At 38.3% G+C, this 16,900-nt stretch carries 12 protein-coding genes; 11 read left to right on the forward strand and 1 reads right to left on the reverse strand.

The window, feature by feature from the left end:
• The first annotated feature begins 67 nt into the window (after nt 1-67).
• From ACQKMH_RS09590 to cobA, 4 genes are all read left to right on the forward strand, one after another.
• Nucleotides 68-1,273, forward strand: a complete 1,206-nt coding sequence (locus tag ACQKMH_RS09590; protein ID WP_427587154.1) for a nitrate/nitrite transporter — start codon at nt 68-70, stop codon at nt 1,271-1,273.
• A 48-nt stretch (nt 1,274-1,321) separates the two neighbouring features.
• A complete protein-coding gene (nirB, locus tag ACQKMH_RS09595) occupies nt 1,322-3,643 on the forward strand; it encodes a nitrite reductase large subunit NirB (RefSeq protein ID WP_427587155.1) in 2,322 nt (773 codons plus the stop codon).
• A gap of 111 nt (nt 3,644-3,754) precedes the next feature.
• The gene (nasC, locus tag ACQKMH_RS09600; RefSeq protein WP_427587156.1) at nt 3,755-5,905 is read left to right on the forward strand and encodes an assimilatory nitrate reductase catalytic subunit NasC; all 2,151 of its coding nucleotides are present in this window, start codon (nt 3,755-3,757) and stop codon (nt 5,903-5,905) included.
• 115 nt (nt 5,906-6,020) lie between these two features.
• Complete coding sequence (gene cobA / locus ACQKMH_RS09605; protein ID WP_427587157.1) at nt 6,021-6,800, forward strand: uroporphyrinogen-III C-methyltransferase; 780 nt, start codon at nt 6,021-6,023, stop codon at nt 6,798-6,800.
• Nucleotides 6,801-7,125: 325 nt separating this feature from the next.
• On the opposite strand, the gene ACQKMH_RS09610 is transcribed toward cobA, so the two are convergent.
• Nucleotides 7,126-7,401, reverse strand: coding sequence for a MerR family transcriptional regulator (locus ACQKMH_RS09610; RefSeq protein ID WP_427587158.1), 276 nt, complete (start codon nt 7,399-7,401; stop codon nt 7,126-7,128).
• A 255-nt stretch (nt 7,402-7,656) separates the two neighbouring features.
• Between ACQKMH_RS09610 and nirB (ACQKMH_RS09615) the strand changes: the two genes are divergently transcribed.
• From nirB (ACQKMH_RS09615) to ACQKMH_RS09645, 7 genes are all read left to right on the forward strand, one after another.
• Entirely contained in the window at nt 7,657-10,074 is a 2,418-nt protein-coding gene (gene nirB / locus ACQKMH_RS09615) for a nitrite reductase large subunit NirB (RefSeq protein ID WP_427587159.1), read from the forward strand.
• Nucleotides 10,075-10,091: 17 nt separating this feature from the next.
• Entirely contained in the window at nt 10,092-10,409 is a 318-nt protein-coding gene (gene nirD / locus ACQKMH_RS09620; RefSeq protein WP_427587161.1) for a nitrite reductase small subunit NirD, read from the forward strand.
• A 327-nt stretch (nt 10,410-10,736) separates the two neighbouring features.
• Nucleotides 10,737-12,362: a family 14 glycosylhydrolase gene (locus ACQKMH_RS09625; protein WP_427587162.1), complete on the forward strand. Its 1,626-nt coding sequence runs from the start codon at nt 10,737-10,739 to the stop codon at nt 12,360-12,362.
• A gap of 261 nt (nt 12,363-12,623) precedes the next feature.
• On the forward strand, nt 12,624-13,049 hold the full coding sequence (locus ACQKMH_RS09630; RefSeq protein WP_427587163.1) for an OsmC family protein: 426 nt from the start codon (nt 12,624-12,626) through the stop codon (nt 13,047-13,049).
• 358 nt (nt 13,050-13,407) lie between these two features.
• Nucleotides 13,408-13,728, forward strand: a complete 321-nt coding sequence (locus ACQKMH_RS09635) for a hypothetical protein (protein ID WP_427587164.1) — start codon at nt 13,408-13,410, stop codon at nt 13,726-13,728.
• Between the two features lie 402 nt (nt 13,729-14,130).
• On the forward strand, nt 14,131-14,589 hold the full coding sequence (locus tag ACQKMH_RS09640) for a hypothetical protein (RefSeq protein WP_427587165.1): 459 nt from the start codon (nt 14,131-14,133) through the stop codon (nt 14,587-14,589).
• Between the two features lie 360 nt (nt 14,590-14,949).
• Nucleotides 14,950-16,884, forward strand: a complete 1,935-nt coding sequence (locus tag ACQKMH_RS09645) for a transporter substrate-binding domain-containing protein (RefSeq protein ID WP_427587166.1) — start codon at nt 14,950-14,952, stop codon at nt 16,882-16,884.
• Nucleotides 16,885-16,900 lie beyond the last annotated feature (16 nt).

The following is a 16,900-nucleotide window of genomic DNA, read 5'->3' on the forward strand; positions in this document are numbered from 1 at the left end:
GAAATCTCTCTTTTATAATAGTAAAATAAACGAATATTCAATTAATAAAGCATAGGAGAGATGAAAAATGAAAATATCTGATTTGAAAAAAAGCGGTCATGCCCCGTCATTATTAGCTTCATTTCTATATTTTGATATCAGTTTCATGATTTGGGTATTATTAGGTGCGCTTGGTGTTTATATTACAAAAGATTTCGGGCTTTCTCCAGCTGAAAAGGGTCTGGTTGTAGCTATTCCCATTTTGGGAGGCTCGTTTTTCCGGCTTGTTCTTGGTTTTTTGACAGATCGCATCGGTCCACGAAAAACTGCAATTGGAGGAATGCTTGTTACGATGATTCCACTTTTTTGGGGATGGTTGTTCGGAGAAAGTTTAGCAGAACTATATTTAATTGGGATTTTACTCGGAGTGGCAGGTGCAAGTTTTGCTGCAGCACTTCCTATGGCAAGCCGCTGGTATCCCCCTCACTTGCAGGGACTTGCGATGGGCATCGCGGGAGCGGGTAACAGTGGAACTTTGTTTGCGACATTGTTTGGACCGCGTATTGCAGAGTCTATTGGCTGGCATAATGTGATGGGTTTAGCGTTGATTCCTTTAACCATCGTGTTTGTCATTTATATTTTAATCGCAAGGGACGCGCCATCTCAACCGCCTGCAAAACCGATCAAGGAATATTTAAACGTATTTAAAATAAGAGATACTTGGTATTTCTGTATTCTCTATAGTGTTACTTTTGGGGGATTTGTTGGGTTTACTAGCTTTTTAAGCATCTTTTTTGTTGATGAGTATGGGTTAACAAGAGTAAGGGCCGGGGAGTTTGTCACATTATGTGTCATCGCTGGAAGCTTTTTTCGTCCCGTGGGAGGATTTATTGCCGATAAAATAGGTGGAGTTAAACTGCTTATGTTTTTATTCATTGGACTTACAATTTGTATGTTTGGTATTAGCTTTCTTTATTCTTTTTCTACTGTTACGATCTTACTGTTTATCGGAATGCTATTTCTTGGTATGGGCAACGGAGCTGTCTTTCAATTAGTTCCACAGCGATTTTCTAACGAAATTGGTTTTATTACTGGCATCGTTGGAGCTGCCGGAGGTGTTGGTGGATTCTTAGTTCCTAACATACTTGGAACATTAAAACAGATTACCGGAACATATGCTACAGGATTTGTAGTATTTTCAGCAATTGGAATTGTAGCTTTCATGATCTTGGTTCTAGCTCAGCTTTCATGGAGAAAAACATGGGTACTTGGAAAGAATTCAGTTAAGATTTAAATCCATGTAGTTATATTAGCTTCTTTCATTACTTGTTGGGGGGATAAAATGAATAAACAAAAGCTAGTCTTAGTAGGGAACGGAATGGCGGGATTGCGTTGCATTGAGTCGATTATAAGAAATGATCCGAATGCTTTTGAGATTACTATTTTCGGAAGTGAACCACATGTTAACTATAATCGAATCTTATTGTCGTCTGTGCTGCAAGGCAATACCTCCTTTGAAGATATTACGCTAAATGAACGGAACTGGTATACGAAGCATAATATCGAATTATATTCGGGAGAAACGGTCGTAAAAATCGATAAAGAGACTCGGAAGATAAAAACAGACAAAGAAAGGGAAGTCCACTACGATAAGCTTATAATTGCCACAGGTTCTGTCCCATTTATTCTTCCAGTTACCGGTTTTGAAAAAGAAGGAGTTATTGCCTTTCGGACGATTGAGGATTGCCAAAGGATGATTGAAACGTCACGGAAGTATAAAAAAGCAGTCGTCATTGGAGGAGGTGTATTAGGTCTAGAAGCAGCGAGAGGACTGCTAAATCTTGGGATGGAAGTGAATGTCGTTCATATTTCCAGCCATTTAATGGAAAGGCAGCTTGATTCAACGGCATCCATTTTGCTTCAAAAAGAGTTGGAAGACCAGGGAATGCACTTCCTTTTAAAAAAGGAGACACAGGAGATAATCGGCATTGAGCGTGTAGAGCGAGTCCGTTTTAAAGATGGAACGGAGCTGGAAGCCGATTTAGTAGTCATGGCTGCGGGAGTCAGACCGAATATACAGTTGGCCAAAGAAAGCGGAATTGATACAAATCGTGCCATTATTGTAAACGACCATTTAGAAACAAGCATCCCTCATATTTATGCGGTGGGTGAATGTGCTGAACATCAGGGCATTGTTTATGGACTGGTGAAACCACTATATGAACAAGGAGAAGTGCTGGCTAAGCACATTTGTAAGATGAAATGCCATGGATATCAAGGGTCGGTTCTTTCAACCCAGTTGAAAATATCAGGTGTTGAGTTATTCTCTGTTGGACAGTTCTTAGGGGATGAAACTACGAAATCAATCACAACTTTTGATGAAGTAGACGGCATTTATAAAAAAGTGGTCTTTCAAGGAAGAAAAATCATAGGTGCTGTGCTTTATGGAGATACAAAGGTCAGCTCTCGATTACTTGATCTGATTTTAAAGCGACAAGAAGTATCGACAGAGGTAAAAAGCGTGCTGTTTCACTCATCAGATACGAGTGAGGGTGTAATCGCATCTATGGCAAATCATGAAATCATTTGCAATTGTAATGCTGTTTCAAAAGGGGCAATCATTGATGCCGTTCAAAATAAAGGATTAACAACTGTGGAACAAATTAAACAATGTACAAAGGCTTCCGGTTCTTGCGGTGGGTGTAAGCCGGCAGTGTACGACCTTTTGGCATTTATTCAAAGTAATCCTATTGATGCTTCTAAGATACAAAAGGTAATGTGCTCATGTACGACATTAACGGAAGATGAAGTCGTGTATCAAATGCAGCTTCAAGACTTAACGTCTGTTCAAGCTGTGATGGATGTTCTGGGATGGGGAAATAGCGAAGGTTGTGCAACATGCCGGCCAGCACTGAGCTATTATTTAGGAATGATTCATCCAGAGTATGAAATGGAACAGGAAACTCTTTACATAAACGAACAAAAGAATGCAACTGTTCAAAGCGATGACAGATACTCTGTTATCCCACAAATGTACGGCGGTATGACGAATGCAAAAGCCTTGCGAAAAATTGCAAATGTTGCAGATAAATATGATATATCGCAGCTAGCCTTAACAAGTGAACAAAGGATTCATTTAATGGGTGTAAAAAAAGAAGATCTTCCAGGTGTGTGGGCTGATTTAGATATGCCTTTAAGTTCGAAATATGGCAATACCGTTCAAAACGTAAAAACATGTATCGGGGAACATGTTTGCCATTGTGATAAACAACAATCCATTTTACTTGCTGTAGACTTGGAAAAAAAATTGGAGCATCTATTAACACCTTACCGTATAAAGATGGGCATATCTGCTTGTATGCATAACGGTGCAGGATCAACAACGAAAGATATAGGTGTTATGGGCATTGACAGGGGCTGGGAAATCTATGTGGGCGGAAGCAGCGGACGTAATGTACGTGCCGGTGAACTGTTTTGTGTAGCCGGGACAAATGAAGAAGCGATAGAAATCATCATCGGCTTTATTCAATATTATCGTGAGACAGCTAACTATTTAGAACGTACTTGGCAATGGATTGAACGTGTGGGATTAATTCATGTTAGGGAAGTATTATTTGATAAAGAGCTTAGTCAGCAACTATCTCAACGATTGGAAATGGCGTAGCTTGGAGAAAGCACTAAGTGGCAAGTACCTACCTATGCTTTAAGACATACGGTAAATGTCTGGAAAAGGTGAAAATGTTCCAAAGAAATCCATGAGTAAAGGGTGGGAGACTTGACTGAATTACTATTAAAGTATTTCCGTATGAAGCAAATTGAAGTCCAATCAGAAAAAAGATATGATACACAATGTCCATTTTGCAGCGTGCAATGTAAGATGCAGTTACTGGAACAAACAATAGTCTCAAGAAAAAAGTATGTGACAATTGGAAAAGATAATCCAACCTCAGAGGGGCGCTTATGCATTAAAGGCATGAATGCACACCAACATGCGTTGCATAACGATCGAATTAAATACCCTTTGCTTAAAAAAAATGGCGAATTTATTCGCATATCTTGGGAGGAGGCATTAAACCACATTAAGGAGAATTTCACTAAGATTCAAACGGAAGATGGTATAAATGCATTATCCGTATACGGAAGTGCCTCCATTTCAAATGAAGAAGCATATTTGCTGGGGAAATTTGCAAGAGTAGCTTTGAAGACAAAATATATAGACTATAATGGCCGTTTGTGTATGTCCGCGGCCGCATCTGCTGCAAGCCAAACATTTGGTATGGACAGGGGCCTGACCAATAGCTTGTCAGAAGTTCCGTTCACAAAGTGCATTATCTTGGCGGGTACAAATATCGCGGAATGTCAGCCGACAATCATGCCATACTTTGAGAAAGCGAAAGAGAATGGGGCATATATCATTGCGGTTGATCCGCGAGAAACAGCAACAACGAAAATGGCTGACTTACATCTGAAAGTGAAACCTGGGATGGATGCCGCCTTAGCAAACGGATTATTGAAAGTAATCATTGATGAGGGGCTTATTGATGAAACATTTATTCGGGAACGTGCAAATGGCTTTAAGAAAGTTAAAGAGTATGTTTCCTCTTTAAAATTGGAAGAGATTGCATCGATGTCTGGAGTTCCAAGCGAACAAATCCGTAAAGCAGCTACAATGTTCGGGGAAGAACAATCAGGGATGATTTTTACAGCAAGGGGTGTTGAGCAGCAAACAGATGGTTCTGCAGCCGTTCGTAATTTTCTTAATATTCTTATTGCTACAGGCAAAATCGGAAAAGTTAATTCGGGGTATGGAGCAATTACTGGACAGGGAAATGGACAGGGAGCAAGAGAGCATGGCCAAAAGGCAGACCAGCTGCCAGGCTATCGTATGATCGAAAATGAAGAACACAGATTACATATGGCGAGAATATGGGGAATCGATGTAGATGATTTGCCAAGAAAAGGTGTATCTGCATTCGAAATGATCGAGAAAATAAATGAAGGTGAAATTACCGGCATGTTTTTAATGTGCTCTAATCCTATTGTCTCAAACCCTAATGCTAACTTTGTCAAAAAGGCTTTGAAAAAATTAAAGTTTCTTGTCGCAGTAGATATGTTTGTTTCAGAAACTGCTAGATTGGCAGATTTAATTTTACCTACTTCTTCTTATTTGGAGGATGAAGGAACGATGACAAATTTAGAGGGACGAGTCACCTTGAGGGAAGCGAGTTTTTCATCACCGGGAGAAGTAAAGCATGATTGGCAAATCATTTGCGACATAGCAAAAGTTCTGGGAAAAGGGGAGCATTTCTCCTTTCAATCTGCAGAAGAGATTTTCAACGAATTAAGAGTGGCAAGTCGCGGGGGAACTGCTGATTATTATGGTATAACGTATGATCGTCTAAGAAAAGAAGGAGGCATTTTGTGGCCGTGTCCAAACCTTGACCATAAAGGGACAAAACGGTTATTCGAATCGTCTTTTGCGCGCCCAGGTGGAAAGGCAGCTATGGTTGTCGTTAATAATGAGCCTATTGTTCCAAAAGAACGGACATGTATGGAGTTTCCCCTTTACTTAACAACCGGAAGGGTCATGTCGCATTATTTAACGGGAGTACAAACGAGAAAAAGCTCATCATTGGCAGCAAGAAATTTTGAATCATTTATGGAAATTCATTCGGATACAGCCAAGAAATATCACATTCCAGACAATTCTTTGGTCAAAATTGAATCAAGGAGGGGAAGTATTGTTGTAAGAAGTAAATGGTCAGATACCATTCGTCATGATACTATATTCGTTCCCTTTCATTGGGCAGACTCACAAAATGTCAATCGGCTCGTGTCGCAGGATTTAGACCCGACATGCAAAATGCCTGGTTTTAAAGTCAGTGCGGTAAACGTAAATCCTATTATTGAGAAAACGTCGAATTAAAGTGATATAACAATGCAGGTCCTATGCTATTTCAAAGGAAGATTAAAATACACACCCGAATAAAATTTTGAGGAAAAAGCATTTGTTCATGACTCATGAAAAAAGGGGCAATAGTATGGGAAAAGGTAAAGTTTATATTGTTGGTGCCGGACCTGGGGATCCAGATCTAATTACTGTCAAAGCAACCAAATGCATCGCGAAAGCAGATGTTATTCTGTATGATCGATTAGTAAATCGTGATTTGCTGCTATACGCCAAGAAGGATGCTAAATTCATTTATTGTGGTAAAGCGCCTGGTAAACATTGTGTCTCCCAAGTAGAAATTCACCAATTGATAATCAGTAAATCAATGGAAGGGAAAATGGTCGTTCGTTTAAAGGGGGGAGATCCTTTCATATTTGGACGAGGCGCTGAGGAAGCGGAAGAGCTTGTAAATCACGGTATTCAATTTGAGATAGTTCCTGGAATTACATCAGGAATTGCTGCGCCAGCTTATGCGGGAATTCCCGTGACGCATAGGGAGTGGGGAAGTTCCTTTGCAATTGTCACAGGACAACGTAAGACCGGTAAACTGGATAACATCCACTGGCACCATTTGGCACATGGTGTTGACACGATTGCTATTTATATGGGTATTAATAACCTTCCTTATATATGCAGTCAATTACAATCATGTGGAATGAAACCTCAAACCTCTATAGCTGTTATTGAACAAGGAACGACTGGCTTTCAACGGACCGTTACAGGCACGATCGAAACAATCGTGGAGGTTGTTAAAAGGGAGCGGATCTCCAATCCCGCAATGATTGTAATAGGAGAAGTAGTGAAATTATCCGGTGAATTATCATGGTTGTCAGAACGAACGAAAGATAAGGAGTTCGTACAAAAGAAATGAATTTGGTCATTCTTTATTATCTAGCTTGTTTATTTCCCTCGGGTAAAAGTGGTCAGTTCAAAATCCCATTTTAAGAATTCAGTCTCACCTCGTTATTGAAAATGCATCGACCAAACAAAGTGAGACTCCCCTTTATCGCCATGAATCTCCAGTAAATGAAAAAAAGGACATGGAAGATGCTATATCCATAGTAATGATAGATTTGTAAACAAACTCTAGTGGGAAAAAAGCATGGTATAAATTGGGGAATAGGTTTATCAGCGTCTAAACATGTGCGTATTGAACATAATTGAATCGTAAATATTGCTGTAAGGAACAAGTAAAATCAATTGCGCATCCCAAAGTGTGCATTTAATTGACCTTGCAGCATTTTTTTTCGCATTTTTTCCTGTTCGATTTTTTTAATTTCTTTTAATTTTTCCTGTCTAATTTCATTGGTTTGCACTCCATCCTCTATTTTATCGGCGATTTCCACTAATGCCTTGACGTCGGAAAAAGAGTATTTACGGTTACCACCCTTAGACCTTTCGGGGAAAACGAGTTTTCTTTCTTCATAATAGCGGATCTGTCTATCTGATAGTCCGGTTAATTCTCTGACCACTCCTATGGAAATTACTTTTCTGTCTATATAAGATTCTTTTTGCTGGACGATGAAAATCACCTCATTTTTGATTAATGCTAGATCAATAAGGATATTATATCCTAATTTTCTGAATATTTGTAACGAAAACTAACATTAATTATTAATTTTCAAAAATCATGTAAGATTTTATAACACGCTTGTTGTTATAAATAGTGACCTCACCTATAATCAAACTCATAATCCTTTCAAAAAAATCTTATTGGAGGAAAAAACATGGCTAAGCAGAAATTGGCACTCATTGGGAATGGTATGGCTGGAGTAAGATGTTTAGAAGAAATTTTAAAAATTCAACCAGAAAGGTTTGAGGTGACTGTCTTCGGAAGTGAGCCACATCCGAATTATGATCGAATCCAACTATCGAATGTATTGCAAGGGGCTACGACGATAGATGATATAACAATAAATGATTGGAACTGGTACAAAGAAAACAATATTACCCTATTTTCAGGTGAAATGGTCACGAACATCGACACGGAAAAGCAAATCATTTACTCAGACACAAATCGTGAAGTCGAATATGATCAATTAATTTTAGCTACGGGATCAATCCCTTTCATACTACCTATAAAGGGGGCGGATAAAAAAGGAGTGACAGCCTTTCGAAATATTGAAGATTGCGAAAAAATGATTGAATATTCAAAAAAAAATAAAAAGGCTGCAGTTATTGGTGGAGGATTACTGGGTCTTGAAGCAGCCAGGGGGCTTTTAAATCTAGGAATGCAGGTAGATGTTATTCACCTTTCGGAATATTTGATGGATAGGCAGTTAGATCCAACAGCAGGAAAAATGCTGCAAAGAGAGCTTGAAAGCCAGGGAATGAATTTTCATCTTGGGAAACAGACTCAGGAGGTTTTAGGTGAAATTGATGTTAAAGGATTACGCTTTAGTGATGGCGAGGAAATAAGCGCCGATTTAGTGGTCATGGCAGTTGGGATTAAACCAAATGTTCAAATGGCCGAAAATTGCGGCATCCCTGTCAATCGAGGAATTATCGTGGACGACTATATGGAGACAAGGATCCCGAATATTTTTGCGGTTGGTGAATGTGCGGAACACCGTGAGATGGTATATGGTTTGGTCGCTCCCCTATATGAACAGGGCAAAGTATTAGCCAAAAGGATTTGCGGGCTGGAAGGCAAAGCTTACGAGGGTTCAGTGCTGTCTACAAAGCTAAAAATATCTGGTGTCGATGTATTTTCGGCTGGAGAAATTTTCGAGGATGAACAAGCTAAATCAATCAAGGAATTTAATGAATGGAATGGTACTTACAAAAAAGTAATGATTCGAAATGGGAAAATTTCTGGTGCGGTATTATTCGGGGACACAACGGAAAGCAATAACCTATTGAGCATGATTAATAAAAATGCCGAAGTTTCCGAATATTTAGAAGTTGGAGCGAGTAAAGGACCCAGTGTCAGTCTTGTCACAACGATGTCAAATGAAGATATCATCTGTGGTTGTAATGGTGTAACGAAAGGCGATATTGTGACGGCAATCGAATCTAATGGGTTAACGAGTATTGAGGAAGTAAAAGGCTGCACAAGTGCTTCAAGATCTTGCGGGGGATGTAAGCCGTTAGTCGGTGATATTCTCGAAATGACATTGGGCGCTAATTTCAGTGAGTCAAACCAGAAGGAATCCATATGCACGTGCACCACTTTATCCAGGGATGAGGTTGTTGCTGAAATACGCGAAAAAAATCTGACCCATACTCGAGAAGTCATGAATGTTCTCGGCTGGAATACAAGTGATGGTTGCTCGAAGTGTAAACCAGCACTGAACTATTACTTAGGCATGATTCATCCTGTTGAATATGAAGATGAAAAAGAATCCCGCTATGTCAATGAAAGACTGCATGCAAATATTCAAAAGGATGGTACATTTTCTGTTGTGCCAAGAATGTATGGGGGCGTCACAAATCCTGATCAATTACGGAAAATAGCAAATGTTGCTGATAAGTATAATGTTAAGTTACTTAAGGTTACAGGCGGGCAAAGAATAGATTTGTTCGGCGTTGAAAAAGAAGACCTTCCAAGTGTATGGGCCGACCTGGATATGCCTTCTGGATATGCATATGGAAAAACCCTTAGAACTGTGAAAACATGTGTCGGTGAAAACTTTTGCCGCTTTGGCACCCAAGATTCAATCGGGCTGGGCATTGCCCTGGAGAAGAAATTTGAACGTGTAGGCACACCTCATAAGGTTAAGATGGCTGTGTCGGCATGTCCTCGTAATTGTGCTGAATCCGGTATCAAAGATCTTGGTGTTGTCGGTGTAGACGGTGCGTGGGAAATTTATATTGGCGGCAACGGCGGAACCCATTTAAGAGCCGCTGAATTATTATGCAAGGTAAAAACAAGTGATGAGGTAATTGAAATTACGGGTGCATACATTCAACATTATCGGGAGACTGCCAATTATTTAGAAAGAACGTCTGTCTGGGTGGAGCGTGTAGGGTTCGAAACCATTAAGGCGATTATTGGTGATAAGCAAAAAAGGATTGAGCTTAATCAACGTTTAAATGAAGCTTTATCGGTATTGCAAGAACCATGGAAAGAAATCATTGAGAGTAATGCGATCCAAACCGGTTTATTTCAAAAAGTGAAAATTCCAGCTATATCAAATAAATGAATATGGGGGAAGCCTAAATGGGGAAAACGCTTCAAAAGATAAAGGTTTCAACAGTAAAGGAAATGCCAAAAAATCTGGGGAAAACAGTAACCATAGGCTCTCAAGAAATTGCTCTTTTTCATTTAGCTAATGGTGAATTCCGAGCTATTGAAAATCGTTGCCCACATAAAGGTGGAGTTCTGGTAGAAGGCATTGTGAGTGGTGATTACGTCTTTTGCCCGATGCATGACTGGAAGATCAGTGTCAGGAATGGAAAAGTCCAAAAACCTGATAATGGCTGCGTTAAAACATTCAATGTTGAAATAGACAATGGCAATGTTTATATTGTTTTATAAAATTGAATGGAAAAGAAAAAGGATGATCGGGAACATATAATCTAAAAAGTAAAAATGGATCGTCCTTTTAAGGACTACCCATTTTTACTTTTCTTTGAGAAGTGAGCATCCAAATGAACAACCGGGAAGCCTGCTTAGCAAATACACTGCGAAGGAAATTTGAACAAAACCTCACTATTAATTGATAAATATTTCCAAGTGAAATATACTTTTTTGTATAGGAACAACTTTTTCATAAAGAAGGACGCTTTTGCATCATGACCCCTATGTTTTGATTTTTAATTAAGTCTCGGTTTCTACTATCAGTTTGGGGAAGAGGTGTTTTTTTTGAAAAAATTATCTATAGGCGTCGTTACCTTTATGCTGTATTTTGTTCCTTCATCAAGTACTTCACCTGTAATTGCAGAAGTAAAACCAGATTACAGGCTTTATGTGATGGCCCCATTGGGCGAAATAACAGATTGGGATGCATTTAAAGCAGAGCTTGTTCAATTGAAGGAACATGGAGTATATGCAATAACGACAGATATATGGTGGGGAATGGTCGAAAGTAAAAAGGATAATCAGTTTGATTGGTCCTATTATAAAAAGTATGGGGAAGTAGTGGAAGCTTCCGGTTTAAAATGGGTGCCCATTTTATCTACGCATCAATGTGGCGGTAATGTGGGGGATGATTGCAACTATCCTATCCCAAGTTGGCTCTGGAAGAAAGACACTGCCGAAAACATGGCCTTCAAGAGTGAAAGAGGTTATTGGAATAAAGAAGTACTTGCACCTTGGTGGGAAGGTACAGCCGTTCAATATGACGAATTGTACAAATCATTCGCAGAGAACTTTGCTGATAAAAAAGATCTAATCGTTAAAATATATCTTAGTGCAGGTCCAGCTGGGGAACTAAGATATCCTTCTTATCAAAATGCAGATGGTTGGGAATACCCTGAACGTGGACAGCTTCAAGTTTATACGGAGGGTGCAAAACGGGATTTCAGGCTTGCCATGAAAGAAAAATATTCGACTATAAAAAAACTAAATGCATCTTGGGGCAAAAAGTATAAAAACTGGAAGGAGATTCAACCGCCTATTAACGGGGATGAATTTTTCACAAGAGGTGGAGCGATCGACACACAATTCGGTAACGACTTTATGCAGTGGTATCAGGGTACTCTTGAAAAGCACCTTTCAAAAATCTCGAAATTTGCCCATAAACATTTTGATGAAGTCTTTGACGTACCAATTGGCGCTAAAATCTCGGGTGTTCATTGGAAAATGAATGATCCGCTCATGCCACACTCAGCTGAGTATAGTGCTGGGTACTATAACTATTCCCAACTACTTAATCAATTTAAGAAGTCAAATATGGCCATTACATTCACCTGTTTGGAAATGGGAGATCAAAACGCATATACAGCACCATATTATAGCGCTCCAAAAACGTTGGTTACCCAAATTGCTCATTTAGCTAATGAAAAAGGGATTTCATTAAACGGCGAAAATGCACTCCCGGTGATCAATAAGGAAGGGGGCTTTGATAATATTGCAGAAATGATTTTTAACTATGATTTTGAGGCCTTTACCTTCTTAAGAATGTCTAATTTATTCGATGAAGATGGAAATCCAACAGATGAATTCAAGATGATGGTAGATAAATTGGAAGGGAAATCAATTACCGTTACATTTACTGTTGAAAATGTACCTGCCAAACCGAATCATGGTGTTTACTTGATTGGTGATAGAGGGGAAATCGGCAGGTGGAAGCCTGAGGAACACGAATATAAGCTTACTCAAAATCCAGAAGGTAGCTGGAGTGGAACATTCCATTTAGCAGCAGATCGTTACTATGAATTCAAGTTCGTCATGAAAGATGAAAAAGGGAATATTACATGGCAAGACGGCGAAAATAATAGCTATAAAACTCCTGTAAAGGGCAAAGGAACCTATAAAACTTCATGGTAGATGGAGATTTAAAAAGCCTTGGAATATGAATGACTAACTAAGTAGGGCTTGTGGGAAGAATAGAAGGTATAGATTCCTTTTTTCGGCCCTCATGAAATGACGATTTCTTGAAATGTTACACTGGTCCCCTGTTTATTTTCGTACTATTGAAGGGGAGAAAAATGGCGGGAAATATTATGGTAAGACTAATCGATTCTTAATTGCTTTTAATAGATATGTTAACGATTTATTCGAGCAACAAGAAAGGGAGGAATGACATTAATGAAGACAATGATTAAATGGGAAGGGGAAATGGCCTTTTCTGGCGTAACTCCCTCAGGACATGAAATAAAGATGGATGCTGCCAAAGAATCAGGCGGAACAAATAGTGGAGCAAGACCTACAGAGTTACTTTTACATTCTCTTGCGGGATGCACAGGAATTGATATTGTAATGATTTTAAAAAAAATGCGATTTGAAACAACTGGTTTTCAAATAGAAATTGAAGGATCACGGGCAGAAAATCATCCAAAACGGTTTACCGATTTTCATATCCACTATATCCTCGAGGGGGAACTGCCTGAAGATAAAGTGGTCCGTGCAATCCAGTTATCGAAAAATACGTACTGTTCAGTGTACCACTCATTGAATGCAAATATTAGCATGAGCTATTCTATAAATGGTGTTAAAGGAAATAAAAAGTTATAAGGTTTAATGTAAAGTATAATATTTATTGACAAACAGCCTCCATTTCCTGCTCGAAACGGAGGCTGTTTTTGACAAAAATGAGCATTTTGATGAACGGATACCTCAAACATAGAACATTAACTACCCTAACGTGAAAACCCGAAGGAAGTAATTCCACGGAATGTTGATATCTGTATGGTTGGTATACTTCTATGGGCATTTACATCATTTAATCCAAAACCATTTATCGGTATAGATGGTCAATTTAGTAAGCAAGTTAGTCAGCAAGTAATCTAAATGTAATCCTTTGTCATTGGAATACCCTTGATGTTAGGAGTTTATCGATATAAACTTTATATACTGTTGAGGAGTGGTTAAGTTGAAAGAGATAACAATAGACAAATTGAATTTCAAAGATCATTTATCTATGATAGAACAATATTCATTGAAAGATTTCATGTTTAAATGGCTTGGTAGCCCTGAAGAAGGATTAGATGATTTTCTTCCGCTTACGTACACAGATCATGTCTTTGCAAAAATGGAAACAACATTGGAAACAAAAATAAAGATTCATGGTGATGAAACTTTCAGATATGTCACCATTACGGAAGATAATCAGATTGTAATAGGGTGCTTAGATTCGAATCAAGAACAAAGGTTTAGAATTTTGTCTCTGGAGGAGCGTTTGAAAAGCTACTAAAATATTTAAGGCTTTTACATTACGTTGCTAACTTTCCAGATTTGATTTATGTAATCAGATAAAAAAGACCATTCCTTATCAATTTTAAGGAATGGTCTTTTTTTTGTTCATTATGAACACGCGACCAAGAAGTTCGAACTTCTCCCCTCTTAACGGAAGGTTTGAACTGTCCCCAGCAGTAAAAGCCCTTTATCGTTTGCATTCGCGCCTGATATACAGGGTTACCTAGAACTTTGAGCGTTCGTTGTTCTCCCATCTTATCTTGACATGAGTTTGTTGCTCATTAATTTATAACGTTTGGATTTATTTTACAAAACCAAAACGATTATCTATTTTTCTAGTGTATTATTAAAGAGTGCAAGTTGATTAAAACTCTTGAGGGGGAATAGGGATGAGCGAGACGTGGGCGAGTTCAATAAAAACGCTTTTGAAGAAACGTTTGAGGGGCCGGGAAATCAAGGGAGCTATTATACTGATTCAAGACCTAATACAGGTATTTTTGGTACACTTGAGGGTATAACCGCAGAAGATGCTTCCCTTTCCATACATGGATCAACAATAGCTGCTCACTCAGACCATATACGTTATTATTTATGGGTAATTCGAACACTGATCAGTGGCATAGATTTTGAAAAGGATTGGGATGCTAGCTGGACCATAACTCAAGTTGATGAGGAGAAATGGTCGGAAATCAGGAAGGAATTACACAGGGAATACGCCTCTCTTTTGACCGAGATCGATACAATCGATTTAGAGAACTGGCTGACAAATGTCAACGCGACCATTGCCCACTCGGCTTATCACCTTGGAGCATTAAGGCAAATGATAAAGACGTTAGAAACTAAAAGTGATAAAACCTAATAAGGATTTCTAAATAGAGTATGAATTCCTGACTTAAGCCCAGCAACGAATGCTGGGTTTATTTTTAGTTTTAGAGTCTACATTACGTTATACTCTACCAGTCTATTTGCTTTTCACCTTTTAAGGATAGGTTTCATGCGTTTTGAAATACATAAATTTGTAGGTAATTGTTAGATTGTGTCAGATTTTCAGAATAATCTTTTACATTTTAAAGGGTTCAAGTCCTAATTGGAGAAGTATTATTATCAGGATGTTTTTTTAGCCGAGGATTGTTAACTGCATGAATATCGACAAAAAGGAGGGCTAGTAATTAAAAAACAGCTGTATAAATTACTTAGTATATTTTTTATTATTTTCTTTTTGCAAACATCGTGGTCTCATGCTGCCTTTGCCGAGCAAAGAACTTTTATCATTGCAGGAGAAAGCGCTCTTCCCCCGTTTTCATTTGAAAATGAAGCTGGTGAACTGACTGGTATCAATATTGATTTAATGGAGGAAATAGCTGAATATAATGGGGTTGATTTCGAATATATTCCGATGGGGATGCAAGATGCGGAAAAGGCCTTAATGAACGGAACCATTGATGCAATTGTCGGCAGTACCTATAGTACCGAAAAAGATTATCAGCTTGATTTCACTCAATCCTATTTCACAATGTCTCAGTCAATAATTATCCCTAGTCAAAGGAAAAAGGATATTCATACGTTAACGGATTTACGTGATTCGCATGTTGTTCTTGATCATAATACGCCAGTCATCAGCACTTTTCTGAATATGAGGAATACAAACTTAACAACTGTTTCGAATCAATATTCGGGTATTTTAACATTATTGAACAACCGTGCAGATGCTTTCATCGGAAACAAATGGACTGCAGATTTCTACTTGAAAAAATACCGCCAAGAAAAGCAGTACATCATTCTCGATGAAGTCATTGAGCCCGCCGATTATACGATTGCAGTTAAAAAAGGGAACCAAACGCTCCTTTTTATGTTGGACAATACACTAACTCAACTTAAAGCCAATCGAAATTTAAACGGGATAATCGATAAATGGGTCATGCCACAATCCAATCAAAAAATCGCCAGGTTGGAGCAATTCATAATTTGGTTAATCATAATCTTAACCGCAGTAGCCCTAATCCTTCTAATTATTTACATATGGAATCAAAAACTAAAAAAATCCGTTCATAGCCAAACGATGAAATTACATTTATTGAATATGGATTTAGAGAAACAACGTCAAAACATCGCTAATAGTAAAGCGTTCAAAGATCAAATTTTAAACAATATCAATACAGGCATCATAACATTCGACCTCGATTTCATGATTACTAGTTGCAATGCAAAGGCATCGGACATTCTTAACATTTCCAAGGAAATGATTCTGAATCTTTTGAATCATTCACAACTAATGAAGTTATTCGAAGCATCTCATCAAGATCAAAAAGAGAAAAACGGTACAGGTTCTTTTCGAATCTTGGTAATAAATGAGGAGAATGAACAGAAGGTCATTTCTTATTCCATGCATAAGATGTTCAATTCTGAAGAAATCCAAACCGGATACTTACTTTCCATGAATGATGAGACGGAGAAGAAAACATTGGAGAAAAAATTGGTTACACAAGAAAAGCTTCACGCACTGGGGCAACTAGTTGCAGGTGTCGCACATGAAATTAGAAATCCTTTAACATCCATTAAAACATTCATTGATTTACTTCCGAGTAAATATGATAATCCTCAATTCCGACAAGTACTAATGGAGTACTTGCCAAATGAAGTCAACCGACTAAATGCAATTGTTACTGATTTGATTGAATATGCAAGACCGCGCCCGCCAAATAAAACAAATTGCTATGCGCATGAACTTATATCATTACTTGCTTTTCATAAGGTGACGATGGAAAAAAAACAAATTAATTTTGAACAGGCAATTGATGAGGACCTTATATTTTATATAGATTTACAGCAAATTCACCAAGTTCTCCTTAACTTAGTGCTAAACTCCATTCAAGCCGTTGAAGAAACAAAGGACAAGACCATTAAAATCACCATTGATAAAGAGAATGAAAAGACTGGACGGATTACCATATTCGATACAGGAATAGGGATGAAACAGGAGGACCAAAACCATATTTTCGAGCCTTTCTTCACAAATAAAGAAAAGGGTGTCGGTTTGGGCCTTACGTTATCGTATAGGCTCATTAAAGAAAATAACGGAGATATCCAAGTCAAAAGCTATCCTAATTCTGGAACGACATTCATTATTTTACTGCCTTTGTATATTGAACAGTAGCCATGTAGGAGGACGA

Origin of the sequence: Peribacillus sp. NPDC097895 (assembly GCF_050277555.1) — a bacterium.
Lineage (GTDB): Bacteria > Bacillota > Bacilli > Bacillales > DSM-1321 > Peribacillus.

Excerpts from the sequence above, each read along its gene's own strand:
- ACQKMH_RS09590 (WP_427587154.1), top strand. The coding sequence starts at position 68 with ATGAAAATATCTGATTTGAAAAAAAGCGGTCATGCCCCGTCATTATTA.
- nirB (WP_427587155.1), top strand. The coding sequence starts at position 1,322 with ATGAATAAACAAAAGCTAGTCTTAGTAGGGAACGGAATGGCGGGATTG.
- cobA (WP_427587157.1), top strand. The coding sequence starts at position 6,021 with ATGGGAAAAGGTAAAGTTTATATTGTTGGTGCCGGACCTGGGGATCCA.
- nirB (WP_427587159.1), top strand. The coding sequence starts at position 7,657 with ATGGCTAAGCAGAAATTGGCACTCATTGGGAATGGTATGGCTGGAGTA.
- nirD (WP_427587161.1), top strand. The coding sequence starts at position 10,092 with ATGGGGAAAACGCTTCAAAAGATAAAGGTTTCAACAGTAAAGGAAATG.
- ACQKMH_RS09630 (WP_427587163.1), top strand. The coding sequence starts at position 12,624 with ATGAAGACAATGATTAAATGGGAAGGGGAAATGGCCTTTTCTGGCGTA.